Origin of the sequence: Bradyrhizobium sp. SZCCT0148 (assembly GCF_018129985.1) — a bacterium.
Classification (GTDB): Bacteria; Pseudomonadota; Alphaproteobacteria; order Rhizobiales; family Xanthobacteraceae; genus Bradyrhizobium; species Bradyrhizobium japonicum_H.
This window is the reverse complement of record NZ_JAFCKT010000007.1, coordinates 68,986-90,880: the sequence shown is the minus strand read 5'-3', so window position 1 is coordinate 90,880 and position 21,895 is coordinate 68,986. Positions and strand designations below refer to the sequence as shown.

General features: G+C 64.3%; 22 protein-coding genes. 10 read left to right on the top strand and 12 right to left on the bottom strand.

The genetic code is table 11. The features are described from left to right. Window positions 1–5: 5 nt before the first annotated feature. Window positions 6–599 carry a cysteine hydrolase family protein gene (locus JQ580_RS21420; RefSeq protein WP_212282206.1) on the bottom strand — a complete coding sequence of 198 codons (594 nt, stop codon included), beginning with the start codon at window positions 597–599 and terminating at the stop codon, window positions 6–8. 129 nt (window positions 600–728) lie between these two features. Here JQ580_RS21420 and JQ580_RS21415 point away from each other — a divergent pair, with 129 nt between their 5' ends. After that, window positions 729–1,568 (top strand): LysR family transcriptional regulator, encoded by an 840-nt coding sequence (locus JQ580_RS21415; protein WP_212282205.1) that lies wholly within the window; start codon window positions 729–731, stop codon window positions 1,566–1,568. 173 nt (window positions 1,569–1,741) lie between these two features. Further along, window positions 1,742–2,491: a signal peptidase I gene (lepB, locus tag JQ580_RS21410; RefSeq protein ID WP_212282204.1), complete on the top strand. Its 750-nt coding sequence runs from the start codon at window positions 1,742–1,744 to the stop codon at window positions 2,489–2,491. A 77-nt stretch (window positions 2,492–2,568) separates the two neighbouring features. Here lepB and groL read toward each other — a convergent pair whose 3' ends face one another. Continuing rightward, window positions 2,569–4,209 (bottom strand): chaperonin GroEL, encoded by a 1,641-nt coding sequence (gene groL, locus JQ580_RS21405; RefSeq protein WP_100176750.1) that lies wholly within the window; start codon window positions 4,207–4,209, stop codon window positions 2,569–2,571. A gap of 43 nt (window positions 4,210–4,252) precedes the next feature. Next, window positions 4,253–4,567: a co-chaperone GroES gene (locus JQ580_RS21400; RefSeq protein ID WP_212282203.1), complete on the bottom strand. Its 315-nt coding sequence runs from the start codon at window positions 4,565–4,567 to the stop codon at window positions 4,253–4,255. Between the two features lie 376 nt (window positions 4,568–4,943). Between JQ580_RS21400 and JQ580_RS21395 the strand changes: the two genes are divergently transcribed. Continuing rightward, entirely contained in the window at window positions 4,944–5,231 is a 288-nt protein-coding gene (locus JQ580_RS21395; protein ID WP_212282202.1) for an usg protein, read from the top strand. Between the two features lie 8 nt (window positions 5,232–5,239). On the opposite strand, the gene JQ580_RS21390 is transcribed toward JQ580_RS21395, so the two are convergent. Further along, window positions 5,240–7,369: an O-linked N-acetylglucosamine transferase, SPINDLY family protein gene (locus JQ580_RS21390; protein WP_212282201.1), complete on the bottom strand. Its 2,130-nt coding sequence runs from the start codon at window positions 7,367–7,369 to the stop codon at window positions 5,240–5,242. A 219-nt stretch (window positions 7,370–7,588) separates the two neighbouring features. On the opposite strand from JQ580_RS21390, the gene JQ580_RS21385 reads away from it, so the two are divergent. The 3 genes from JQ580_RS21385 to JQ580_RS21375 all read left to right on the top strand — a co-directional run bounded on the left by JQ580_RS21385 (window position 7,589) and on the right by JQ580_RS21375 (window position 10,432). After that, window positions 7,589–8,116 carry a cupin domain-containing protein gene (locus tag JQ580_RS21385; protein ID WP_212282200.1) on the top strand — a complete coding sequence of 176 codons (528 nt, stop codon included), beginning with the start codon at window positions 7,589–7,591 and terminating at the stop codon, window positions 8,114–8,116. Between the two features lie 320 nt (window positions 8,117–8,436). Further along, a complete protein-coding gene (locus JQ580_RS21380; protein ID WP_212282199.1) occupies window positions 8,437–8,859 on the top strand; it encodes an MgtC/SapB family protein in 423 nt (140 codons plus the stop codon). Between the two features lie 439 nt (window positions 8,860–9,298). Continuing rightward, on the top strand, window positions 9,299–10,432 hold the full coding sequence (locus JQ580_RS21375) for a rhomboid family intramembrane serine protease (RefSeq protein WP_311982472.1): 1,134 nt from the start codon (window positions 9,299–9,301) through the stop codon (window positions 10,430–10,432). Window positions 10,433–10,528: 96 nt separating this feature from the next. Here JQ580_RS21375 and JQ580_RS21370 read toward each other — a convergent pair whose 3' ends face one another. Next, window positions 10,529–11,797, bottom strand: a complete 1,269-nt coding sequence (locus JQ580_RS21370; protein ID WP_212282198.1) for a NupC/NupG family nucleoside CNT transporter — start codon at window positions 11,795–11,797, stop codon at window positions 10,529–10,531. 153 nt (window positions 11,798–11,950) lie between these two features. On the opposite strand from JQ580_RS21370, the gene JQ580_RS21365 reads away from it, so the two are divergent. Then, window positions 11,951–13,189, top strand: a complete 1,239-nt coding sequence (locus tag JQ580_RS21365; RefSeq protein WP_212282197.1) for an MFS transporter — start codon at window positions 11,951–11,953, stop codon at window positions 13,187–13,189. A 243-nt stretch (window positions 13,190–13,432) separates the two neighbouring features. Here the strand turns inward: JQ580_RS21365 and JQ580_RS21360 are convergent, their stop codons facing one another. The 6 genes from JQ580_RS21360 to JQ580_RS21335 form a co-directional block, all read right to left on the bottom strand. Further along, entirely contained in the window at window positions 13,433–14,191 is a 759-nt protein-coding gene (locus JQ580_RS21360) for an SDR family oxidoreductase (protein ID WP_212282196.1), read from the bottom strand. A 24-nt stretch (window positions 14,192–14,215) separates the two neighbouring features. Then, window positions 14,216–14,974 (bottom strand): proteasome-type protease, encoded by a 759-nt coding sequence (locus JQ580_RS21355; protein WP_015685167.1) that lies wholly within the window; start codon window positions 14,972–14,974, stop codon window positions 14,216–14,218. Between the two features lie 135 nt (window positions 14,975–15,109). Then, window positions 15,110–15,517, bottom strand: coding sequence for a carboxymuconolactone decarboxylase family protein (locus JQ580_RS21350; protein WP_212282195.1), 408 nt, complete (start codon window positions 15,515–15,517; stop codon window positions 15,110–15,112). 68 nt (window positions 15,518–15,585) lie between these two features. After that, window positions 15,586–16,434: a transglutaminase family protein gene (locus JQ580_RS21345; protein WP_212282194.1), complete on the bottom strand. Its 849-nt coding sequence runs from the start codon at window positions 16,432–16,434 to the stop codon at window positions 15,586–15,588. A gap of 167 nt (window positions 16,435–16,601) precedes the next feature. Further along, on the bottom strand, window positions 16,602–17,546 hold the full coding sequence (locus JQ580_RS21340; protein ID WP_106951947.1) for an alpha-E domain-containing protein: 945 nt from the start codon (window positions 17,544–17,546) through the stop codon (window positions 16,602–16,604). Window positions 17,547–17,550: 4 nt separating this feature from the next. Continuing rightward, complete coding sequence (locus JQ580_RS21335; RefSeq protein ID WP_212282193.1) at window positions 17,551–18,969, bottom strand: circularly permuted type 2 ATP-grasp protein; 1,419 nt, start codon at window positions 18,967–18,969, stop codon at window positions 17,551–17,553. Between the two features lie 222 nt (window positions 18,970–19,191). Here JQ580_RS21335 and JQ580_RS21330 point away from each other — a divergent pair, with 222 nt between their 5' ends. The 3 genes from JQ580_RS21330 (at window position 19,192) to JQ580_RS21320 (ending at window position 21,227) form a co-directional block, all read left to right on the top strand. Then, window positions 19,192–19,929 carry a competence/damage-inducible protein A gene (locus JQ580_RS21330; RefSeq protein ID WP_212282192.1) on the top strand — a complete coding sequence of 246 codons (738 nt, stop codon included), beginning with the start codon at window positions 19,192–19,194 and terminating at the stop codon, window positions 19,927–19,929. A 36-nt stretch (window positions 19,930–19,965) separates the two neighbouring features. Further along, on the top strand, window positions 19,966–20,493 hold the full coding sequence (gene gpt, locus JQ580_RS21325) for a xanthine phosphoribosyltransferase (protein ID WP_212282191.1): 528 nt from the start codon (window positions 19,966–19,968) through the stop codon (window positions 20,491–20,493). A 107-nt stretch (window positions 20,494–20,600) separates the two neighbouring features. Then, window positions 20,601–21,227, top strand: a complete 627-nt coding sequence (locus JQ580_RS21320) for a hypothetical protein (protein WP_212282190.1) — start codon at window positions 20,601–20,603, stop codon at window positions 21,225–21,227. Here the strand turns inward: JQ580_RS21320 and JQ580_RS21315 are convergent. Then, window positions 21,172–21,891 carry a hypothetical protein gene (locus tag JQ580_RS21315; protein ID WP_212282189.1) on the bottom strand — a complete coding sequence of 240 codons (720 nt, stop codon included), beginning with the start codon at window positions 21,889–21,891 and terminating at the stop codon, window positions 21,172–21,174. The two genes, JQ580_RS21320 and JQ580_RS21315, sit on opposite strands and share 56 nt — an antisense overlap. Between the last annotated feature and the right edge of the window lie 4 nt (window positions 21,892–21,895).

The window sequence follows — 21,895 nt, the reverse complement described above, 5'->3', positions numbered from 1 at the left end:
CTCCGTCACGCCAGTGCGTCGCTGGGCGCGATGACCGCGAAGCGGTCCGACAGCTCGGCCATCGCGACATCGTGAATCGTCCGGGCATCCAGCGTGCCGCCACGGCCATCCGGCAGGTCACGGGTGGCGCAGGCATCGGCCGCGATCGTCGTGCGCAGGCCGAGGTCGAGCGCGGCGCGGGCGGTCGAGGAGATGCACATGTGGGTCATGAAGCCGGCGAGTATGATGTTCTTGCATCCGGCTGCGGCAAGCCGGGCTTGCAGATCGGTGCCGGCGAAGGCGTTCGGCAGCGCTTTCTCGATGACGGGCTCGCCTTCGAGCGGCGTCAGGCGATCGACGATCGCGCCGCGCGCGGCTTCGCGATCGAACAGGCCGCCGGCGCGGCCCTTGTGCGCGACATGGATGATCGCAGCGCCGCTTTCCCGGGCCCGCGCGAGCAGGCGCGCCGCCGCGGCGATCGCGGGCTGGGCATCGGGCAGGGCCAGCGGACCGGCGCAATATTCGTTCTGAATGTCGATCAGCACGAGGCAGGCCTCGTTGAGCTTCGGCGGATTGAGATCGGCGCCGGAGAGTTCGAGCAGGGTCTTGGGAGCGATCATGTTGGCGGGCCTTCCGGGCTTGTCGGATGACACGACACTAGCGCAGCATGGGCCTGCCATTGTGCAGGACTATTGCAGCTTACGGCTGCAGAATTGCAGGCGACGGCGCGGCCTGCTAGGCTTGCCGCCATGAACTGGGACGATCTGCGCATCATCGCCGCCGTGAGGGACGAGGGCACCTATGCCGGCGCCAGCGCGCGGCTGCGCATCGACGAGACCACCGTCGGCCGCCGCCTCGCGCGCATCCAGCGCGATCTCGGCGTGCCGCTGTTCGACGCCGTGGACGGGCTGCGGCGGCCGACGCGCCATTGCGAGGCGGTGCTCGAGCATGTCGGCGCGATGGCCGCCCATGCCGCGGCGATCGACCGCATCAAGGAAAGCCAGTCCGGCCCGGTCGGCCGCCTGCGCATCGCCTCGACCAATGCGGTCGCTGAAGAGTTGCTGGCGCCACACGCGAGCAGCTTCCTGCGCGATCATCCCGGCCTGACCCTGCAATTCCTGACCTCCAGCGGCAACGTCAAATTCTCGCGCTGGCAGGCCGACCTCGCCATTCGCCTGCGCAAGCCGGAGAAGGGCGATTTCACCATCTCCAAGCTCGGCGATGTCAGGCTGTATTTCTTCGAGCCCGCCGACCGCATCGGCGGCGAGCCGGTCGCGTGCGTGTATCCGGACGAGCTCGACACGATTCCGGAGCAGCAATTCCTGCGGGCGAAGCGGCTGACCAACCTGCGCTGCGTCACCGACAATGTCCGCATCATCAGGATCATGATCCAGTCGCATCAGGTCGTCGGCGTGCTGCCCGAGCACAGTTGCGAAGACCTGCTCGCCGACCGCAGCCTGCGCGCGACGCTGCTGCCGAAGCGGCGCGACGTCTGGCTGCTCGTGCAGAACCACCTCAAGCGCGATCCCGCGACACGCGTGACGATCGACTGGGTGAGGGCGTGTTTCCAGGATATTTCGCGCCCCTGACGTCGCCCATGAAACTGGAAGGCCGTCCAAGGGCGGTCTTTCACACATCCGTTGTAGGCGTTTGCCATGAACGCGGAACCGGGTCTGTGCGACCAAAATCACGGACGTGGGATTGCACGCGCGCGAAGGTTACGTAACCTCGCGATGACCATTGCTTTGATCAGGGCAGGCGCATGACGATTGTTCAGGACACCATCCGGCCGCCGGGGGCGCGATCGCGGGAGTGGAAAGTAATCGTCATCCTGATCCTGCTGGTCCCGGTGCTGTGGTCGCCGCTGATCCTGTTCCGCTTCGTCCTGCATCAGCCGTTCAGCATCCCCTCCAATTCGATGGTGCCGGCGCTGATGGTTGGCGACTATGTCTTCGCCGCGAAATATGCCTATGGCTACGGCCGTTATTCCTTGCCGTTCGCGTCGTCCTGGATCTCGCGCCGCGTCTTTGCCGCCGATCCGGAATACGGTGACATCGTCGTGTTTCGCACGGCGAAAGACAATTCGACCGACTACGTCAAGCGCGTGGTCGGCCTGCCCGGCGACCGCATCCAGGTGCGGCAGGGCCGGCTCTTCCTCAACGACAAGCCGGTGACGCGGGTTGCGCTGAAGGAGGCGCCAGCCGGTTCTGCCTGCGGGGTGGATGACGATGCGACGGTCAAGCGCTGGCGCGAGACGCTGCCGAACGGTGCGAGCTACGTGACGTACGACTGCGTCGACAACAGTTATCTGGACAACACCAGCGTCTTCACGGTGCCGCCGGGCCACGTCTTCGCGCTCGGCGACAACCGCGACAATTCCACCGACAGCCGCATGATGTCGGCGTTCGGTTTCGTGCCGATGGACAACCTCGTCGGCAAGGTGACGCGCATCTTCTGGTCGCTCGATGAAGACGGCGAACCGCGCTTCGAACGGCTGGGGAAGGTGGAGTGACGAGGAGAGAGCGTCCCCCCGAACAAAAAACCCCGGCATCGCTGCCGGGGTTTCGTAGTCCTTGAGATGGTTGGAGCTTAGAAGTCCATGCCGCCCATGCCGCCGCCCGGGGGCATCGCCGGACCGGCGCCGCCCTTCTTGGGCAGTTCGGCGACCATGGCTTCCGTGGTGATCAGCAGGGCCGCAACCGAAGCTGCGTTCTGGATCGCGGTACGGACCACCTTGGTCGGGTCGATGATGCCCTTCTTGACGAGGTCACCATATTCGCCCGTCTGGGAATCGAAGCCGTAGGCGTAGGTCTTGTTCTCGAGCACCTTGCCGACGATCACCGAGCCGTCTTCACCGGCGTTGATCGCGATCTGGCGAGCGGGAGCCGACAGCGCCTTGCGCACGATCTCGACGCCGGTCTTCTGGTCGTCGTTCTTGGTGCGCAGGCCCTTGAGCTGCTCGGAAGCACGGAGCAGGGCGACGCCGCCGCCCGGGACGATGCCTTCCTCGACAGCCGCGCGGGTCGCATGCATCGCGTCATCAACGCGATCCTTGCGCTCCTTCACCTCGACCTCGGTCGCGCCGCCGACGCGGATCACCGCGACGCCGCCAGCGAGCTTGGCAAGACGCTCCTGGAGCTTCTCACGGTCGTAGTCCGAGGTGGTTTCCTCGATCTGCGCCTTGATCTGCGCCACGCGCGCCTCGATGTCGGCCTTCTTGCCGGCGCCGTTGACGATCGTGGTGTTCTCCTTGTCGATCATCACCTTCTTGGCGCGACCGAGCATGTTGAGCGTGACGTTCTCGAGCTTGATGCCGAGATCTTCCGAGATCGCCTGGCCGCCGGTCAGGATCGCGATGTCCTGCAGCATGGCCTTGCGGCGATCGCCGAAGCCCGGAGCCTTGACGGCCGCGACCTTCAGGCCGCCACGGAGGCGGTTCACGACCAGGGTCGCGAGCGCTTCACCTTCGACGTCTTCGGCGACGATGACCAGCGGCTTGCCGGTCTGCACCACGGCCTCGAGCAGCGGGAGCAGCTCGTTCAGCGAGGAGAGCTTCTTCTCGTTGATGAGGATGTAGGCGTCGTCCATCTCAACGCGCATCTTGTCGGCGTTGGTGACGAAGTAGGGCGAGATGTAGCCGCGGTCGAACTGCATGCCCTCGACGACGTCGAGTTCGGTCTCGAGCGACTTGGCTTCCTCGACGGTGATGACACCCTCGTTGCCGACCTTCTTCATGGCGTCGGCGAGGAACTTGCCGATCTCCGCGTCGCCGTTGGCCGAGATGGTGCCGACCTGGGCGATCTCGTCGTTCGAGGTGACCTTCTTGGAGTTCTTGACGAGGTCCGCAACGACGGCCTCGACCGCGAGGTCGATACCGCGCTTGAGGTCCATCGGGTTCATGCCGGCGGCCACCGACTTGGCGCCTTCGCGCACGATCGCCTGCGCCAGCACGGTCGCGGTGGTGGTGCCGTCGCCGGCCGCGTCAGCGGACTTGGAGGCGACTTCGCGCACCATCTGCGCGCCCATGTTCTCGAACTTGTCCTCGAGCTCGATCTCCTTGGCGACGGTGACGCCGTCCTTGGTGATGCGGGGAGCGCCGAACGACTTGTCGAGCACGACGTTGCGGCCCTTGGGGCCGAGCGTGACCTTCACCGCGTTGGCGAGGATGTCGACGCCGCGAAGCATCTTGTCGCGCGCGTCGACGGAGAATTTGACTTCTTTAGCTGCCATCTGGATTTTTCCTTAGGTGTTTAGCTGGGTGAGAGAGGGGCTCTTAGGCCGCCTTCTTCTTGGAAGCGGGAGCGTCGAGAACGCCCATGATGTCGCTTTCCTTCATGATCAGCAGGTCGACATTGTCGATCTTGACCTCGGTGCCGGACCACTTGCCGAACAGCACGCGGTCGCCGACCTTCAGGTCGATCGGGATCAGCTTGCCGGCTTCGTCGCGGCCACCGGGGCCGACGGCGACGACTTCGCCCTGCGAAGGCTTTTCCTTGGCAGTGTCGGGAATGATGATGCCGCCAGCGGTCTTCTCTTCTGCGTCGATGCGCTTGACCACGACGCGGTCGTGAAGCGGACGGAAGTTCATGCAGTCCTCCTAAGCAATTGCTCGGGTTGATGATTTCAGATTGTTAGCAGTCGCCGCCGGCGAGTGCCAGGCGGGCCAGCTTGAGATAAGCCAGGATTTTTGCGGGGGCAAGGGCTTCTAGCAGAAAAATAAGCACTCGGAAGCGCGGTCTGCCAGAATCTCATTTCCATCGTTAACCGACGGCGAGGCCGTATTAGCACGGTGCCGCATCTGCTGCTAACGCGTTGAATTTCAACAGCTTGTTAAACTTTTAGGCTTGAGATGGGTTGTCAGTTTGCGTCACATTTCTCTCATGTGAGCGCATCAGTACCGGGTGGCTCGTAAGGCGCACACCGACCAAGCCCCCCGCGAATGCGCTCCTGCAAAGGAGGTTGGCATGGGCGTGCGGAGTGGGGGCGTTTCCGAGGATTTTCGGAAGCAGCTTTTGGGTTACGGGCTGACGACGGCACAAATCCTCTATCGGATGCCGGATCATCCCTCGCTGCTCCAGACCTACGTCTGGCAGGACTACGACATGTTTCCGAAATTTCCGGCGCTGAAGGATTTCCTGGCGTTCTGGCAGGACAAGCTCGATGGTCCCCTTTATTCAGTCACCGTCGCGCACTCCAAGCTGATCAAGCCGGCCGAGCTGCGCGCCATGGATGGCGTGTTCCGGCTGCATTGAGACGGCAATCAGGCGCCGGCGCCGCAATAGCGTCTCCACATCGCGCGATAGGCGTCGTCGACTGCGCGCACGTATGAGACCGGGTTGCTGGCGGCTGCGGTCCGGATCTTCTCGGGCAATTCGCGGCGCAACCGATCGAGCTCGCTGATATCCGAGCCTCGGCGGGTTGCGATGTCGATATACGCCTCATGGCTGTCCGTGACCCAGTCCGGCAGGCCGAGTGCCGTGAGGATGGAGCCGGCAGCACGGCTGGGCAGGCTGTTGCCGAGCTTGGCCACCACCGGCACACCCATCTGCAAGGCTTCCCATGTGCTGACACCGCCGTTCTGCGGGAAGGGGTCGAGGCAGATGTCGACGCGATTGAATGATGCCAGATGGTCGCTTCGCAAGGTCGCGCCGAGCAACTCGACGCGTTCGGCCGGCAACCCGCTAGCCTCGAACCGCGCGAGCAGGTTCTCGCGGACCAGCTGGTCGTCCAGCGCAACATCCTTGACCAACAGTCGCGAACCCGGCACCCCCTGGAGTATCCTGGACCAGACTTGCGCGGCCTCGTCCGAAATCTTGCTGATGCGGTTGAAGACGCCGAAGGTGACGAAGCCGTTCGAGATCGCCGGCGTTGGCGCCCGTGGAATCTCGATCGGCAGCGACGCCAGCGTGACGAAGCACGGCAGGTCGACCACGGTCTCGGCAAACAGATGACGAACCTCAAGGGGGATCGCGACCGGGTCCGAGATCAGATAATCGATCGTCGGCAGGCCGGTGCCGGTGCCGTGACCCCAGCCATGGACCTGCACGGGTGCCGGCTTGCGCGCAAATACGCCGAGACGGTTTCCTCTGGTATGGCCGGACAGATCGATCAGGATGTCGATGCCGTCAGCGCGGATCTCGGCGGCGAGGCGATCTTCGGTCCATTGCGAGGCGTCGCGCCAGCGATCGGCAATCCCCTGAAATTCGCTGGTCGTCGCATCCACTTTCGACGAACAGGCGTAGCACACGACCTCGAACTGCGTGCGGTCGTGGTGTTGAAGGACCGGCTTGAAAATCAACGCGGCCGAATGCGCATTGAGATCCGACGAGACATAGCCGAGCACCAGGCGGCGATCCGGATCTCGGCTGTTGTCATGCGGTGCCACCGCCTCTGAAGCGATTTTCGCGCCGACACGCTCCCACCACACCCGGCGCGCCTGCTGATGCCGTTCGACGGTGGCGTCCCCCGCAAAATCGAGCGTGAAGATCTTGTTGGAGATCGCGCTCTGCAGGTCGGGCTGGATGGCGAGGGCTCTGTCGAAACTGGCGAGGGCTTCGTCGACCCGGCCAAGTCCGGCGAGGCAAAGCCCCAGCACCAGGTGAGCTTGAATGGAATCGGGATCGATCGCGAGCGCCTGCTCGCAATCGTGCGACGCCTGGGCAATCTGCTGGATCTGGAGCAGGACACTGGCCCGGGCGAGCCAGCCATTGGCGTCGTCGGGAGCGAGCGCGATGGCCTGGTTGCCGTCTGCCAGCGCTTCGTCAAATCGCTGAAGCTCCCGTAACGCCGTCGCGCGGTTCGCCAGCGCCGCGGCATAGTCGGGCTTGATCGACAGCGCGCGGTTCAAGCTTGCGATGGCCTCGTCATAGTTGCGCCGACGGCACAGCGCCCAACCCCGGCCGTTATGGGCTTCGGCAAGGTTTGCGTTCAGTGCGATCGCCTTGTCATAGCTGTGCAGCGCCTCCTCGTGGAGATCGAGGGCCACGCTCGCGTTACCGAGATTGGAGAGGGTCGCGGCGTGGTTGGGCCGCAAGGCGAGGGCCCTTCGATAGCTCGCGCAAGCCTCGTCGTGTCGCCGCAACCCGTTGAGCGCGAGGCCCAGGCTCATATGAGCATCGGCAGATCGCGGATCCGCGGCGACCGCTCGGCTCAGCAGGATTTCGGCTTGATCATAGTTCTTGGCATCGGACTCCAGAGCCCCGAGCATGTGCAGCGCCATGAATTGGTTGGGCGCGAGCTGCAGGATTTGGCGATAGGCAGCCCGGGCCTCGGGAAGAAGCCCCATCTTGTGGAGCTGAAGCGCGTGCCCGAGCAGCGGCAGCACTTCGGCCTTTTGCCGTTTCTGAAGCCGGGCATTTTGAAATGCACGCTGGCCTACGCTGTTGCCCATGAATTCATTCCCCCAGAATCTCCCTTCGAGATTAATTCAGCGGGAAAACGAATACGAGACGACGGCCGCGCGCTACGACAGCTTCGGACAAGCTACGATCGATCGGGCTCATCGTGATGTCAGGCCTGCGCCCGGCAATTGCCGCCTGACCCGGGACTGGATAGTCTGCCTTCGGGTTGTGCCTGTCCTGCGGGCCGGCTCAGATCAGGGAGGCAGACAATGGCCAAGCAAAAGACATCAAGACCCGCAACGAAAACCGCAGTCAAGAAGCGCAGCGTTATAGAGGCCGCAGCGCGATCTCCAGCGCGCATAGCAGTGAAGGCAAAGGCACCGATCGTGCCTCCGAAGAAGCCCGCACGCCCCCGGCAACGCATCGCGATCAGCCATCACCGCGAGGAAGACTTCAAGGCCGATGGCCTGCGCGCTTACGCGAAATACCGTGACCTCGGCATCGCCGACGCCAGCCGCGGTCTTGCGCAAGCGCACGTGATCCGCCTGCAAGGTCCTTGCGATCCGGCCGAGGTGTCGAAGCTGCATTTTCACGACGTCGACTTCCAGATGGTCTACGTGCTCAAGGGCTGGGTGAAGACCTACATGGACGGGCAGGGCGAGACCTTGATGAAGGAAGGCAGCGCCTGGACCCAACCGCCGAAGATCAAGCACATGATTTTGGACTATTCGGATGACGTCGAACTGCTGGAGGTGATCCTGCCGGCGGAGTTCAAGACCGTCGAGTTGAAAGCGTAGGCGCCGTCGTCGCTCTCCGCCTCCGCCGTCAATGCGAGCGACGCCATGCAGACCATCTCCGCGGACGCATTGCTGGATTTCTTCGCTTCGCTCGCAATGACGAACCGGTTCGCAGCCCGGATGCAGCGCAATCCGGGACAGTGCATTTGGCAGGCGATCTTCTCGGATTAGGCCTGCGCCAATCCAGGCTGCGCGCGCCCCGCGAAACGCATCCCTGCACGCCGCATGCGACATATTCGCCCGTCAGGAAACCATCAGCTGTTTGCCCGCGTTGCAGCCGGCTTGATATTGATGGCGGCTTTCGTTTCGGGGATTTGCTTTTGGACAGGTTCAACATCGGCGTTCATGTCGTTGCGCTGGCGGCCGCTTTTGCGCTTGCCGTTCCGATCGGGTGGGATCGCGAGAAGCGCGCGCGAAGCGCGGGCCTGCGCACCTTTCCATTGGTCGCGCTGGCGAGCTGCGGCTTCGTGCAGGCGAGCGAAAGTCTCCTGGTGCATTCGCCTGACGGCATGGCCAAGGTGATCGAGGGCCTCATTACCGGCATCGGCTTCATCGGCGGCGGCGCGATCCTCAAGCAGGGCAATTCGGTACACGGCACCGCCACGGCCGCAAGCTTGTGGGCCACCGGTGCAATCGGCGTCTCTGTCGGGCTCGGTGCCTACGATGTCGCGGTGACGATCGCGGTGTTCACGTTCCTGACGCTTCGATTGCTGACGCTGGCCAAGGAAGAGGGAGACCTCTGATCGGGGCCGGCTACGGGCTCTCCCCTCATTACGGGGCGCGCCTCTCGGGGCGAGCCCGGAAACCGTTTCACGTCCTACACGCGGCCCAATGGATTCTCAGTTGCGCAGTTGAGCTCGCGACGTCGTCGCGCCCCGGAATGACGCCGGAGAAACCTACGACGGCACCCCCACCACCGCGCCCCATCAAGCGCGCGTCAGCATTTCCGTTACGATCGCTAAAAAGCACCCGACCTGAGAAACTGCGCAATTACCAGCCGGATGGTTTCAGCTGGCCAGCAGCGTGACCGCTAACCAGTCGAAAAGACCTCTCCCGTCAACTCAAAGCTGTGAGAACGCAGGAATGCTTTCATGGCGACCAACACTTTTGGCCGACGTGGCGTCGCGCCGCCTCCCTCGAGAGCGTCGTTTCGACCCGCCGCCGCGCCGATCGCTCCGGATCGTGGGTGAACCCGCTCGGCCCTTTCCCAGCGAGGGGACGCTTTTCGGCGACAACAAGCTTCTGGCCGATATCCCTTTTCTCACCATTGGCCTGATCTTCGGCCTGCTGCTGATCTTCGCCCTGCAACGCAGTCTGGCCATCGACGTTGCGCGGGACGGCGACCTCGATGTCCGCTCGCTGATCGCTCAGGGCGCCTCCGGGTACGATCTCGTTGTCGGACGAGGAGAGTGGTGGAGGATCGGCCTTGCGCCGTTGCTGCACGGCAGCGGATGGCACCTCATCAGCAACTGCGTTGCGTTGTTCATCGTCGGCGTCAGGTTGGAGTCCTTGATCGGCCGTGGCTGGTTTGCGCTGATCTTCGTCGTCAGTGCAGTGGCAGGTGAGGTCGGCTCTCTGCTGGGCAATGGCCCCGGCACGGTGGGCGTCGGCGCGTCCGGTGCCATTACCGGGCTCATCGCCGCACTGTTCGTCGCGAGCTTCGAGCCCGAAGCGGACGCCGATCAAACCCTATCGCGATTGAAGACGTCGCTCTTTTTCGGTGTGCCCGCATTACTGCCGCTGGCCTTCGGTGCCTCGGGCAATGTCAATTATTATGCCCATGCGGGGGGTGCGGTGGCCGGCGCCGCGCTTGCGGTCACGCCTTGGCTCGCCTTTTGGTCCTATGACAGCCTGCCGCGGAGCGCAGGCATGACGTTGCTTGCAGCATCCCTTGGGTCACTGATCTGTGCCGGCTTCGCCGCCGTCCATTATGCGTCCTACATGGCCGATGCCCTGCATTATATCCGCGCGTCGGAGGTGCCGGCGAAGGCTGACGAGATGGTCAACCGGTCGCTTGATCTCGTCACCCGCTACCCGAGAGATGCGCGGGCCCACGTGTTCCGATCAGTCTTCTTCCTGGAACAAGCAAACCTCAGTGCCGCCGAGACGGAGGCGCGGACCGCCCTGTCGCTCGCTGCTTCAGATGTGGCGGGTGGGCCGGTGCGCTCCGGTGCGCAGGGCTTGATGGCGGTGTTGCTGTGGGCGCAGGGGCGAACCAGCGAGGCGAAGGCCATGGCGGTCGAGCCCTGCCGTGCCAAGCTGGCCGAGGTGCGCCGCATCTTGCAGAAGTCGAAATTGTGCAGTCGACCGGAATGACCGGTTCGTAGCCCGGACCGGCGCAGCGGCATCCGCGAACGTCTCCCAGAAGCGAAGTTGATCCCGGATATCGCTGCGCTCATTCTGACTACGGCATCAAGCCAGCACTCCCACCACTGCGCCCATCACGCACGTGGTCAGCGTCCCCGATACGATCGACTTCAGCCCGAGCGCGTTGATCTCCTCGCGCCGCTCCGGCGCCATCACGCCCAGGCCGCCGATCATGATGCCGAGGCTCGCGAAGTTGGCGAAGCCGCACATGGCGTAGAGCATGATCAGGCGCGAACGCGGGTCGAGCGTGTCGGGCGGCAGCTTCGAGAAGTCGACATAGGCGATCAATTCGTTGAGCACCGTCTTGGTGCCCATCAGGCTGCCGGCGGTGATCGCCTGATCCCAAGGCAGTCCCATCAGCCAGCACACCGGCGCCATCACGAGACCGAGCAGGCGCTGCAACGAGATCGCGGCGCCGCCGACATTCGGCAGCAGGCCGAGCATGGCGTTGACGAGATAGACCAGCGCCACCAGCACCAGCAGCATGGCAACGATGTTGATCAGCAGCTCGATCCCCGCGCCGGTGCCTTTCACGATCGCATCCATCGTGCTGGTAACCTCCATCTCGGGGTTGCCTGCGACGCGGGGATCCTCAAGCGTTCCGCCGGTGCGCCTGTCGGAGGTTTCAGGGACCATGATCAGGCTGACGAGGATCGCGGCCGGCGCGCCCAGCACGGAGGCGATGACGAAATGCGCGGCCGCATCGGGAATGAGGGGCGCCAGCAGCGTCGCGTAGAGCACCAGCACGGTGCCTGCGATGCCAGCCATCCCGCCGGTCATCACCAGGAATAATTCGCTGCGGGTCATCTGATTCAGATACGGCCGCACGAACAGCGGCGCCTCGACCATGCCGAGAAAGATATTGGCGGCGGTCGAGAGGCCCACCGCGCCGCCGACGCCGAGCGTTCGCTCGAGCAGCCAGGCCATGCCGCGGACGACAGGCGGCAGCACGCGCCAATAGAACAGCAACGTCGTCAGCACGCTCATCACCAGCACGATCGGCAGCGCCTGGAATGCCAGGATGAAATCGGCGCCGGGCACCTTGACGTCGAAAGGCACGGTGCCGCCGCCGACATAGCCGAACACGAACGCGGAGCCGGCACGCGAGGCCGCGGAAATCGCACCGACAGCGTCGTTGATGGCGCCGAAAGCGTGCGCGACGACCGGCAGCTTGATGAGCACGATCGCGGTGACGAAGGTGGCGACGAGGCCGATGCCCGCCTGTCGCAGCGACACGGCGCGCCGGTTCTCCGCCAGCGCGAAGGCGATCAACAGCAATGCGAAAATGCCGAGTGCCGATTGCAGGCGCAGCATGATGTCCCCAAACCCTCAATGATTATGGCCGCGCCTGCGCTGCAAAGGCAATGCCGGGAATGGTGTTGGCCGTCCCGCTGTTGACAAGCCGGTCTGCGTCAGCCACGCGGGAGGCATCGAAGAGAGCGACGCTCAGGGGTGATCCAACAGGCGATGCCAGAGCAGCCAGCAGCCGTGAATCCGCCGGTGACCGCCGGCCAACTCCTGACCCACCGCGCCTTCCTGTTCTTCGTGCTCTCGCGCAGCCTGTCGCGCTTTTCCAGCCAGATCGCGGCGGTCGCGATCGGCTGGCAGATCTACGATCTCACCGGCTCGGCCTTCGATCTCGGCATGGTCGGCCTCGTTCAGTTCCTGCCCACCGCGCTCCTGGTGTTCGTCGCCGGTCATGCCGCGGACCGCTATGAGCGCAAGCGCGTGGTCCAGCTTTGCCAGTTCGCCGAGGCCGCGACCGCGCTCTATCTCGCAATCATCACCTATCTCGGCGCAGTCGGCGAGGTGCAGATCTTCATCGCGACCTTCGTGCTCGGCATTGCAGGCGCGTTCGAGAGCCCGACCACGGCGGCGCTGCTGCCGCTGATCGCGCCGCAGGGCTCGCTGCAGCGCGCCACCGCCGTCTCCAGCGGCGCAGCGCAGGTCGCGACCATCACGGGGCCCGCGCTCGGCGGCTTCGCCTATGCGGTCGCTCCGCATCTGGCCTATGCCATGATGGTGCTGTTCTGGATTTTGGGAATGATCCTGACCGGTTTCATCCGGCCGCGCCCGCAGGCCGTCGCGAAGGAGGGAACGGATTCGGACAACATCTTTGCCGGAGTCCGCTTCATCCGCAGCAATCCGGCGATCCTCGGTACCATCTCGCTCGATTTGTTTGCGGTGCTGTTCGGCGGCGTCACCGCGCTGCTGCCGATCTATGCCCGCGACATCCTGCAGACCGGCCCGGTCGGGCTCGGCGTGCTGCGCGCCGCGCCCGCAGTCGGCGCGCTCCTGATGACCATGGTGCTGGCGCGTTACGCCATCTCACGGCACGTGGGCCTGCGCATGTTCCAGGCCGTGATCGTGTTCGGCCTCGCCACCATCGTGTTCGCGCTTTCGTCCTGGATGTGGCTGTCGGTGCTGTCGCTCGCCGTGCTCGGTGCCGCCGATACGATCAGCGTCGTGATCCGCTTCTCGCTGGTGCAGCTGTCCACGCCCGACGAGATGCGCGGCCGGGTCGGCGCAGTGAACTTCCTCTTTATCAACGCCTCGAACCAGCTCGGCCAGTTCGAAAGCGGGGTGGCCGCCGCGCTGCTCGGCGCCATGCCGGCCGCCGTGCTCGGCGGCGTCGCCACGGTTGCGGTGGCGCTGTTGTGGATGAAGCTGTTTCCGAGCCTGCGGAAGGTGGAAAGCCTGGAGTAGGGGAAGGCTCGTGTCCCGGACAAGCGGCAACGCATTTGCGTTGCGGCGCAGAGCCAAGACCCGGAAGGCCATCCACGAGATCGCGGAGGGCATGGGCCACGGCTCAGCAGCGCGTCATTGCATGCCGCGCCCCGTTCGGGACACGAGACCAGAGAGCTGAATCGTCTCAAAAAGCTGCGGAAAAAGCACAGAGGAATCAATGAGATCCCTACTGTGCATGGGGTTGTTTTCGCAAATTTAGCGTCAGCCGCGTCCGACGAACGGCATCTTGGTCGCCATCACCGTCATCGTCAGCACGTTGGCGTCGAGCGGCAGGCCGGCCATGTAGGCGACGGCATCGCCGACTGACTTGGCGTCCATGCGCGGTTCGTGCTTGGTGGTGCCGTCCGGCTGCAGCACGCCGGGGCCGTTGACCATGCGGTCGGTCATCGGCGTTGCCGCATTGCCGATGTCGACCTGGCCGACCGCGATGTCGTACATGCGGCCGTCGAGATTGCTCGCCTTGGTCAGGCCGGTGATGGCGTGCTTGGTCGAGGTGTAGGCCGCCGAGAACGGGCGCGGCGCATGCGCCGAGATCGAGCCGTTGTTGATGATGCGGCCGCCGCGCGGGCTCTGGTCCTTCATGATACGGAAGGCGTGCTGGGTGCACAGGAACGGGCCGGTGAGGTTGGTGTTCACCACCGCCTGCCACTGCTCGAGGCTGAGATCCTCGAACGGCACGGCGGGTGCGCCCATGCCGGCATTGTTGAACAGCACGTCGAGGCGGCCATAGGTCGCCTTCACCTTGTCGAACAGCGCGGCGATCTGGTCCGGCTTGGTCATGTCGGCGGTGACGCACAGGCTTTTGCCGGCGGGGCCGAGCTTTGCGGTCTCCTCGAGCATGTCGAGCCGGCGCCCGACCAGCACCACGGTGAAGCCGATGTTCATCAAGGCCAGCGACGCGGCGCGCCCGACACCGGTGCCGGCGCCCGTCACCAGCGCAATCTTCTTTGCTTCACTCATCGTTTCCTGCCTTTTCTCATGCTGTCAGGTCTTCGGTTCTTTTTCGTTCTTGTAGGGCGGCCGCGGAATGTTCTGGTGCGCCGCGCGCAGCGCCGCCGACCAGCGCGAGCGCAGGTCGTGGAAGTAGGGCTCGCCAGCCTCGATGCGGTGGTTGAGGTCGGCATCGCAGGCGTCGGCGCGCACCACCAGCACGTCGATGGGAAGGCCGACGCCGAGATTGGAACGCATGGTCGAGTCCATCGAGATCAGGCCGGTCTTCAGCGCCTCGTAAAGCTCGACGTCGTAATGCATGGCGCGGTCGAGCACCGGCTTGCCGTATTTGTGCTCGCCGATCTGCAAGTAGGGTGTATCGGTTGTGCACTCGATGAAGTTGCCCGCGGTGTAGACCATGAACAGCCGCATGCGCGCGCCCTTGATCTGGCCGCCGAACAGGAACGAGACGTCGAAGGAGACGTCTTCCGACTTCAGCGCCGGGCCCTCGGTCGCGTGCACGGCCCGGATCGCCCGGCCAATGCGCTGGGCGGCCTGGAACATGGTCGGCGCGTTCATCAGCGTCTCGATCTCGCCCGTGGTGGGATCCTCCAGCCCTTCGGTCAGCGTCGACAGCACCGACTGGCTGATGGCGAGGTTGCCGGCGCTGGCGATCGCCATGATGCGGTCGCCGGGCTTCGAGAAGATATGCAGCTTGCGGAAGGTCGAGACGTTGTCGAGCCCGGCATTGGTGCGGGTATCGGCGATCATCACCAGACCGTCCCGAACCAGGATTCCGCAACAATAGGTCATTTCCAGTCCCCGAAGGCGTTTGCGCGGAATTACTAGCCAATTTCAGGGGGCAGGTCCAACCCCCGATTCCCGCGGGGAGGTCGTCATTCCGGGGCGACAAAGTCGCGAGCCCGGAATGACAGCGTGAGACAGCACCTAATCGGCCGCGTCGACCAGGAATGCCTCGTCGACCGGCACGCCGAGTGCGGTGACCAGCCGGTTGGTCTCCGCGGCCATGCCGACGATGGCGAGCATCTCGGCGTATTCGGCTTCGGTCATGCCCTTGGACCGCGCGGCGGCGGTGTGGGAGTGAATGCAGTAGCTGCAGCCATGCGCGATCGACACCGCGACATAGAGCATCTCCTTGACCTTGGGATCGAGCGCGCCGGGAGCCATGACCTCCTTGATGCTCTCCCACGTCCTCCGCAGCGTCTTCGGATCATGCGCCAGCGCGCGCCAGAAATTGTTGACGAAATCCGACTTCCGCACCTTGCGGATATCGTCGAAGACGGCGCGCGCCTCAGAAGAGAGCTCATCGTCCGAAAGCAGCTTGACGGTTGCCATGGAGTACCTCGCAGGGACAGGTCTGATCCCCGCGAGTGTAGCACGGCCGGTGCGTTCGGACGGCTGTGCTAGCTCTGTCGCTGGGATTGCGATTGCGACGGCCCGCCGCGGCTGGCCTGCTCGACCTTGACCGCCACCGTCAGCGTCTCGGCGCCGCCGCCATAGCGGGTGCCACGCACCGGGGCTGCGCCAAGATAGTCGAGCCCGATCGCGACGCGGACATGGGCATCGGTGGCGCAGATGGAGTAGGCGGGATCGAAGCCGACCCAGCCGAGATCGGGCACATAGGCTTCAGCCCAGGCATGGCCGGCGTTCTGATGCACCGTGCCGTCCGAGCGCAGGAAGTGGCCGGAGACGAAGCGCGCCGGCACGCCGCTGGTGCGGGCGCAGGCGATGAATATGTGCGCATAGTCCTGGCAGACGCCGCGCTTGAGCGTGAACGCCTCGGCGGCCGACGTGCCGCTGTTGGTCGGGTCCTCGTCGAACGTCATGTGATCGCTGATCTCCGTCATCAGCGTGTGCAGGAAGCCGAGCGTGTCGCTCTCGGCCTCGCTGCGCAACTGGCGCGCGACCGCCATCATCGCCGGATTGGCCGAGGTGAGGTCGGTGGTGCGCAGGAACATGCCCGCGGGGAAGCGCTCGTCGGTACCGCGCAGCACGCCGCCGGTGTCGTGGGTTTCGATCAAGCCCTCGGCGGTGATCTTGATGTCGCCGACGGGCCCGCAGGACAGCACATGGGTGACGTTGCCGAACGCGTCCTCGTGGGCATCGAGCCTGGTGTCGGTGGAGACGTCGATCTGCCATTCCGCAACATATTGCCCGTCATGGCTGCACGGGGTCATGCGCAGGATCTGGATCACGCTGGTGGCCGGCGGCTCGTAGCGATAGGTCGTCGTGTGCAGGATTCGCAGGCGCATGGTGGACCGTGTCGTTCGTTGTTGGGCCCGACTGTCGCCGCAAAGAAGATCGTCATGCCCGGGCTCGTCCCGGGCATCCACGTTCCTCCTCGTCGCGCGAAAGCAAGGACGTGGATGGCCGGGACGAGCCGGCCATGACGGTACCCTATTCCGTCAGTCGAGGGACATCAGATCAGATACTGCTTCGTGATGATTTCGCCCAGCCTGGAATTGTCCGTGATGAATTCCTGAATGAATTCATGCACGCCATGCTGGAAGATGTCGTTCATATTGCTGTGTTCGAGCCGGTTGCGGATGCCGCGGGCGTGGCGCTGGGCCGGGCCCTGGCGGCCATAGGCAACGCCGATCTGGTCGAGATTGCGCACGAGATTGTCGTAGCAGCTCGCCAGCGAGCGCGGCAGCGTGCTGTTGAGGATGAGCAGATCCGCGACCAGCCACGGTTTGAGCGTTTCGCGATAGACCCAGTGATAGGCCGTCAGCGCCGACACCGAGCGCAGGATCGAGCTCCACTGGTAGAAGTCCAGCGGGCCGCCGACGTGCTCCTCTTCGGGCAGCAGCACGTGATACTTCACGTCGAGAATGCGCGCGGTGTTGTCGGCGCGCTCCAGATGCAGGCCGAGCCGGGAGAACCAGTAGGCATCGTTGCGAAGCATGGTCCGGTAGGCCGAGCCGTCGAAGCGCAGCGAGGTCTCCTGGACGAAACGCAGGAACTTTGCCAAATCCTCGCGCGTCGAGGTGCCCTTGCTCCAGACCGCCTGAAGCTCGATCCACGCCGAGTTGATCGTGTCCCACATCTCGCTCGTCAGCGCCGTGCGCACCGAGCGCGAGTTCAGCCGCGCCGCCTCGATGCAGTTCCGGATCGAGGACGGATTGTCCACGGAGAACGAGAGGTAGTCGACGACGTTGTGCTCGTTGGCTTCCTCGTAGGTCTGATAGAAGCTGGCGGCGACGCCGGCGGTGAGCAGCGCCGAGTCCCATTCATTGGTCTTGCCGATATAGGCGGCGGGAAGTGCGGTGACCCGTAGCGTCGCATCGATGGTGCGCGCGAGATATTCGGCCCGTTCGACGTAGCGGGCGAGCCAGTAGAGGTTTTCGGCGGTACGCGACAGCATCTCTCTACTCGTCCAAAATCCAGGTGTCCTTGGTGCCGCCGCCCTGGCTTGAATTCACCACGAGCGAGCCTTCCTTCAGCGCGACGCGCGTCAGCCCGCCCGGCACGATCGTGGTGCTCTTGCTGCCGGTCAGCACGAACGGCCGCAGATCCACGTGGCGTGGCGCGAGGCCGGACGCGGTGCAGGTCGGGCAGGTCGAGAGCGCCAGCGTCGGCTGCGCGATGAAGCCTTCAGGTTCGCGCTTGAGCTTCTCGCGGAACGCTTCGATCGTTGCCTTGGTCGCGGCGGGCCCGATCAGCATGCCGTAGCCGCCGGAGCCGTGCACCTCCTTGACGACGAGCTCGCTCAAATGATCCAGCACATAGGCGAGGTCCTTCGACTCGCGGCAGCGCCAGGTCTGCACGTTCTTAAGAACCGGCTCCTCGCCGAGATAGAACTTCACGATGTCAGGCATGTAGGAGTAGATCGCCTTGTCGTCGGCGATGCCGGTGCCGACGGCGTTGGCGAGCGTGATGTTGCCGGCCGCATAGGCCGACATCAGCCCGGGCACGCCGAGCGCGGAATCGGGGCGGAAGGTGAGGGGATCGAGGAAGTCGTCATCGACGCGACGATAGATCACGTCGACCCGTTTCAGCCCTTCCGTCGTCCGCATGAACACTTCGTTGTTCTTGACGATGAGGTCGCGGCCCTCGACCAGCTCGATGCCGAGCTTGTCGGCAAGGAAGGAGTGCTCGTAATAGGCCGAGTTGTAGACGCCGGGGGTGAGCAGGGCGACGGTCGGCTCGCCCGAGGCGCTGAGCGGCGCGACGGAGCGGAGCGCCGAGAGCAACTCGTCCGGATAGCGCTCGACCGGCGCCACCCTGTGGCGGGCGAACAGATCCGGAAACAACCGCATCATGATTTCGCGGTTCTCGAGCATGTAGGACACGCCGGACGGCGTCCGCGCATTGTCCTCCAGCACGATGAAGTCGTTGGAATCGACCCGGACGATGTCGATGCCGGCGATGTGCACGTAGACGTCGTGCGGTACCTGCTGGCCGTTCATCTCGGGCCGGAACACCGGGTTCTGGAAGATCAGATCTTCAGGCACGATCCCGGCGCGGAGGATGTCGCGGCCATGGTAGACGTCGCGCAGGAACATGTTCAGCGCCTTCACGCGCTGCTTCAGCCCCTTTTCGAGCACCCCCCATTCCTTGCCGGACATGATCCGCGGGATGACGTCGAACGGGATCAGGCGCTCGGTCGATTCGGAATCGCCATAGACCGCAAAGGTAATGCCGATGCGGCGGAACAGGAGCTCGGCTTCCTGGCGGCGATATTCGAGCGCCTCGGGAGGCGTCTCCTTGAGCCAGCGTGCCAGCTCCTGATAGGCGGGGCGGAGGTCCCCACCCGGAATATTCATTTCGTCAAACGCGACTGCCATAGATTCCGACGTGTCTCCCTGGCCATGCGGCAAGAGTGCATGACTTTGAGGAGGTAGCAAGGGGCGGGCCAGCGCGATAAGCATGGAGAGAGGGCATTTGCCGGGGATGCTTGGCAGCCTGCCTGAAAAAATGGCTGAGGACTGCTTATTTCGGTAGCAAAACCGCGTGACTTCAACGCGTTACCTCGGCAAAGTCGAGACCAGAGGTGAGGGACTTAAGGCATGAGCGAGATCGTCACGGCGGGCATTCTGGTCATCGGGGATGAAATCCTGTCCGGCCGGACCAAGGACAAGAATATCGGCTTCATCGCCGAATACCTGACCAATATCGGCATCGACCTGAAGGAAGTCCGGGTCGTCTCCGACGACGAGTCCGACATCATCGCTGCCCTGGATGCCCTGCGGCATCGTTACACCTATGTCTTCACCACCGGCGGCATCGGCCCGACCCATGACGACATCACCGCCGACAGCGTCGCCAAGGCGTTCGGGGTCGGCATCGACCATCACCCGGAGGTGGTCGCCCGCTTCAAGGAGCGCTGGAGCGAGCAGGATCTCAACGAGGCCCGCCTGCGCATGGCCCGCATTCCCGACGGTGCCGAGCTGATCCAGAGCGCCACCATCCTCGCCCCCGGCTTCAAGATCGGCAATGTCATCGTGATGGCGGGCGTGCCCTCGATCATGCAGGCGATGATGGACATCGTCTCGCCCAAGCTGAAATCCGGCGTGCGCATGCTCTCCGAATCGGTCCGCGCCAACGCGCGCGAAGGCGACATCGGCAGCCCCTTGCGCGCGATTGCCGCCGCCCATCCCGACACCATCATCGGCAGCTATCCCTTCATGGACGAGGAGCAGAAGCCGAATACCAACCTCGTGGTGCGCTCGCGCGATGCGGACAAGCTCGCGGCAGCCATGGCCGCGGTGAAGGAAATGCTGGCGGGATTGAACATCACCCGTTAGCAGGGAATTTGCCGGCAGGCGAAGCAGGAGACGACAATGGCTGGTGAAGCACCGGAACTGAGCGCACAGGAGCGGGCGGGCAAGGCCTTCCCGGTCTCGTGGGACCAGTTCCACCGCGATTGCCGGGCGCTGACCTGGCGGCTCAACGAGGTCGGCCCGTTCCATGCGGTCATCGCGATCACGCGCGGCGGCCTGGTGCCGGCGGCGATCGTGGCGCGCGAGCTCGGCGTGCGTGTCATCGATACGGTCTGCATCGCCAGCTACGACCACGACAAGCAGGGCGAGCTCCAGGTCCTCAAGGGCATTTCGGAACAGGCCATGAAGCTCGGCGGCGGCACCGGCAAGGGGCTGCTGATCGTCGATGACCTCGTCGACACCGGCAAGACCGGCAGGATGGTGCGCAAGATGCTGCCCGACGCGCATTTCGCCACCGTCTACGCCAAGCCGATGGGACGTCCGCTGGTCGACACCTTCATCACGGAAGTCTCGCAGGACACCTGGATCTTCTTTCCCTGGGATACCGCGCTGTCCTACCACCCGCCGCTGCGCGACGGCGCGGCGTGATCACGCTCGTCATTGCGCGCGAAGCGAAGCAATCCAGCAATGCATTCGCGAACCTAGTACGAATTGCTTCGTCGCCGCGCTCCTCGCAATGACCGGTGGAGGCAGCCATGCCCCTGCAGAACCGAGTCACGCCCACCGGCGACATCGTCGCCACCCCGCATCGCGGCCTGTTCACCGGCAATCGCGGCATCATCCACGATCCCGCGACGAAGACGCTGCTGAACAAGCGCTGGTCGTCGCCGGCCTGGATCACCTGCCTGTGCGAATTCCGCGGCTGGCGGCGGCCGGTGATGGCGCGGCGGAGCTGGACCGAGCTGTTCTTTCTCGACGAAGCCACCGCCTTCGCCGCGGGACACCGACCCTGCTTCTTCTGCCGCCGCGACGATGCCAACCGCTTCCGCGCGGCATGGCAGAGTGGCAATGGCGCGAGCAAGGTGAGTGCAAAGGCGATGGACGCCGAACTGCATCGCGAGCGTCTCGATCGCGGCAAGAAGCGGCTGCACGCGCTGCCCATGCCGCTGGCGCAATTGCCCGACGGCGCGATGGTGCAGCAGGGCGAGGAAAGTTTTCTGGTGGTGCAGGGCAGGGCTCTGTTGTGGTCCGCGGCCGGTTACGTCAGCGGTGCACGCGAGCTGTCTCAGCCGATGCTGCTGACACCGCCGTCGACGCTGCGCGCGCTCAACGCCGGCTATCGGCCCGCGCTGCACCCGACCGCAGAGCGCGGCAGTCGATAAAAAATAGGACGATGCAGACGAGGCCAAACGGGATCGAAGGAAAGAGGAAAGGGACCAGGAGAGACGCCCCGCGTCCATCCAGCCAGGAAATCAGAGTTAAGAACGCACCGAGAAATGCTGCACCCAGCAGGGATCCCACTGCCCAAAACCACAGCAGGCTCAGCGCGACATCGCGCCATGTGACCACGCGAATGGGGCCGCTCTCCGGCCAGCGGTTCATCGCTAAACCTGCAAGCGCGTCGGCAACGTAGCTCGGAACATCAAGGGTTACGGGAGCTCCGATATCGAGTTCGGCACCTTGACCGAAGATGTCCCACGTCCTGGTGACCGCAATATTTTCCCATGACACGAAGATGCCGCGGTCGCGTCCTCCGGTGGTGACCCAGAGGCCGTCCGCGTACGCACTGATGACGTACACGCCGCTGTATCGGGTCCACCCCTCCTTGCCCATTAGGCGGCCGAACCGCAGGAGCGGGGGATCGACAGGCCGATCCTCACCGGGTTTGGTAGCCGTGTGTCGAGCGAGAGCCCGGTTCTCCAGGACGAAACGGATGGTCTCCGGGACGAGCCGGATGATTCCCAAGACGAATCGGACGTCCAGGACGACGAGGCAGATGACCAATATCCCGCCGATGAGCAAGCTTGCGCCGAGGACAAGTGTCATGCCG

Bases quoted from the DNA above. Each gene is read 5' to 3' on its own strand.
- JQ580_RS21420 (WP_212282206.1), bottom strand. From the start codon at position 599: ATGATCGCTCCCAAGACCCTGCTCGAACTCTCCGGCGCCGATCTCAAT.
- JQ580_RS21415 (WP_212282205.1), top strand. From the start codon at position 729: ATGAACTGGGACGATCTGCGCATCATCGCCGCCGTGAGGGACGAGGGC.
- lepB (WP_212282204.1), top strand. From the start codon at position 1,742: ATGACGATTGTTCAGGACACCATCCGGCCGCCGGGGGCGCGATCGCGG.
- groL (WP_100176750.1), bottom strand. From the start codon at position 4,209: ATGGCAGCTAAAGAAGTCAAATTCTCCGTCGACGCGCGCGACAAGATG.
- JQ580_RS21400 (WP_212282203.1), bottom strand. From the start codon at position 4,567: ATGAACTTCCGTCCGCTTCACGACCGCGTCGTGGTCAAGCGCATCGAC.
- JQ580_RS21395 (WP_212282202.1), top strand. From the start codon at position 4,944: ATGGGCGTGCGGAGTGGGGGCGTTTCCGAGGATTTTCGGAAGCAGCTT.
- JQ580_RS21390 (WP_212282201.1), bottom strand. From the start codon at position 7,369: ATGGGCAACAGCGTAGGCCAGCGTGCATTTCAAAATGCCCGGCTTCAG.
- JQ580_RS21385 (WP_212282200.1), top strand. From the start codon at position 7,589: ATGGCCAAGCAAAAGACATCAAGACCCGCAACGAAAACCGCAGTCAAG.
- JQ580_RS21370 (WP_212282198.1), bottom strand. From the start codon at position 11,797: ATGCTGCGCCTGCAATCGGCACTCGGCATTTTCGCATTGCTGTTGATC.
- JQ580_RS21365 (WP_212282197.1), top strand. From the start codon at position 11,951: ATGCCAGAGCAGCCAGCAGCCGTGAATCCGCCGGTGACCGCCGGCCAA.
- JQ580_RS21360 (WP_212282196.1), bottom strand. From the start codon at position 14,191: ATGAGTGAAGCAAAGAAGATTGCGCTGGTGACGGGCGCCGGCACCGGT.
- JQ580_RS21355 (WP_015685167.1), bottom strand. From the start codon at position 14,974: ATGACCTATTGTTGCGGAATCCTGGTTCGGGACGGTCTGGTGATGATC.
- JQ580_RS21350 (WP_212282195.1), bottom strand. From the start codon at position 15,517: ATGGCAACCGTCAAGCTGCTTTCGGACGATGAGCTCTCTTCTGAGGCG.
- JQ580_RS21345 (WP_212282194.1), bottom strand. From the start codon at position 16,434: ATGCGCCTGCGAATCCTGCACACGACGACCTATCGCTACGAGCCGCCG.
- JQ580_RS21340 (WP_106951947.1), bottom strand. From the start codon at position 17,546: ATGCTGTCGCGTACCGCCGAAAACCTCTACTGGCTCGCCCGCTACGTC.
- JQ580_RS21335 (WP_212282193.1), bottom strand. From the start codon at position 18,969: ATGGCAGTCGCGTTTGACGAAATGAATATTCCGGGTGGGGACCTCCGC.
- JQ580_RS21330 (WP_212282192.1), top strand. From the start codon at position 19,192: ATGAGCGAGATCGTCACGGCGGGCATTCTGGTCATCGGGGATGAAATC.
- gpt (WP_212282191.1), top strand. From the start codon at position 19,966: ATGGCTGGTGAAGCACCGGAACTGAGCGCACAGGAGCGGGCGGGCAAG.
- JQ580_RS21320 (WP_212282190.1), top strand. From the start codon at position 20,601: ATGCCCCTGCAGAACCGAGTCACGCCCACCGGCGACATCGTCGCCACC.
- JQ580_RS21315 (WP_212282189.1), bottom strand. From the start codon at position 21,891: ATGACACTTGTCCTCGGCGCAAGCTTGCTCATCGGCGGGATATTGGTC.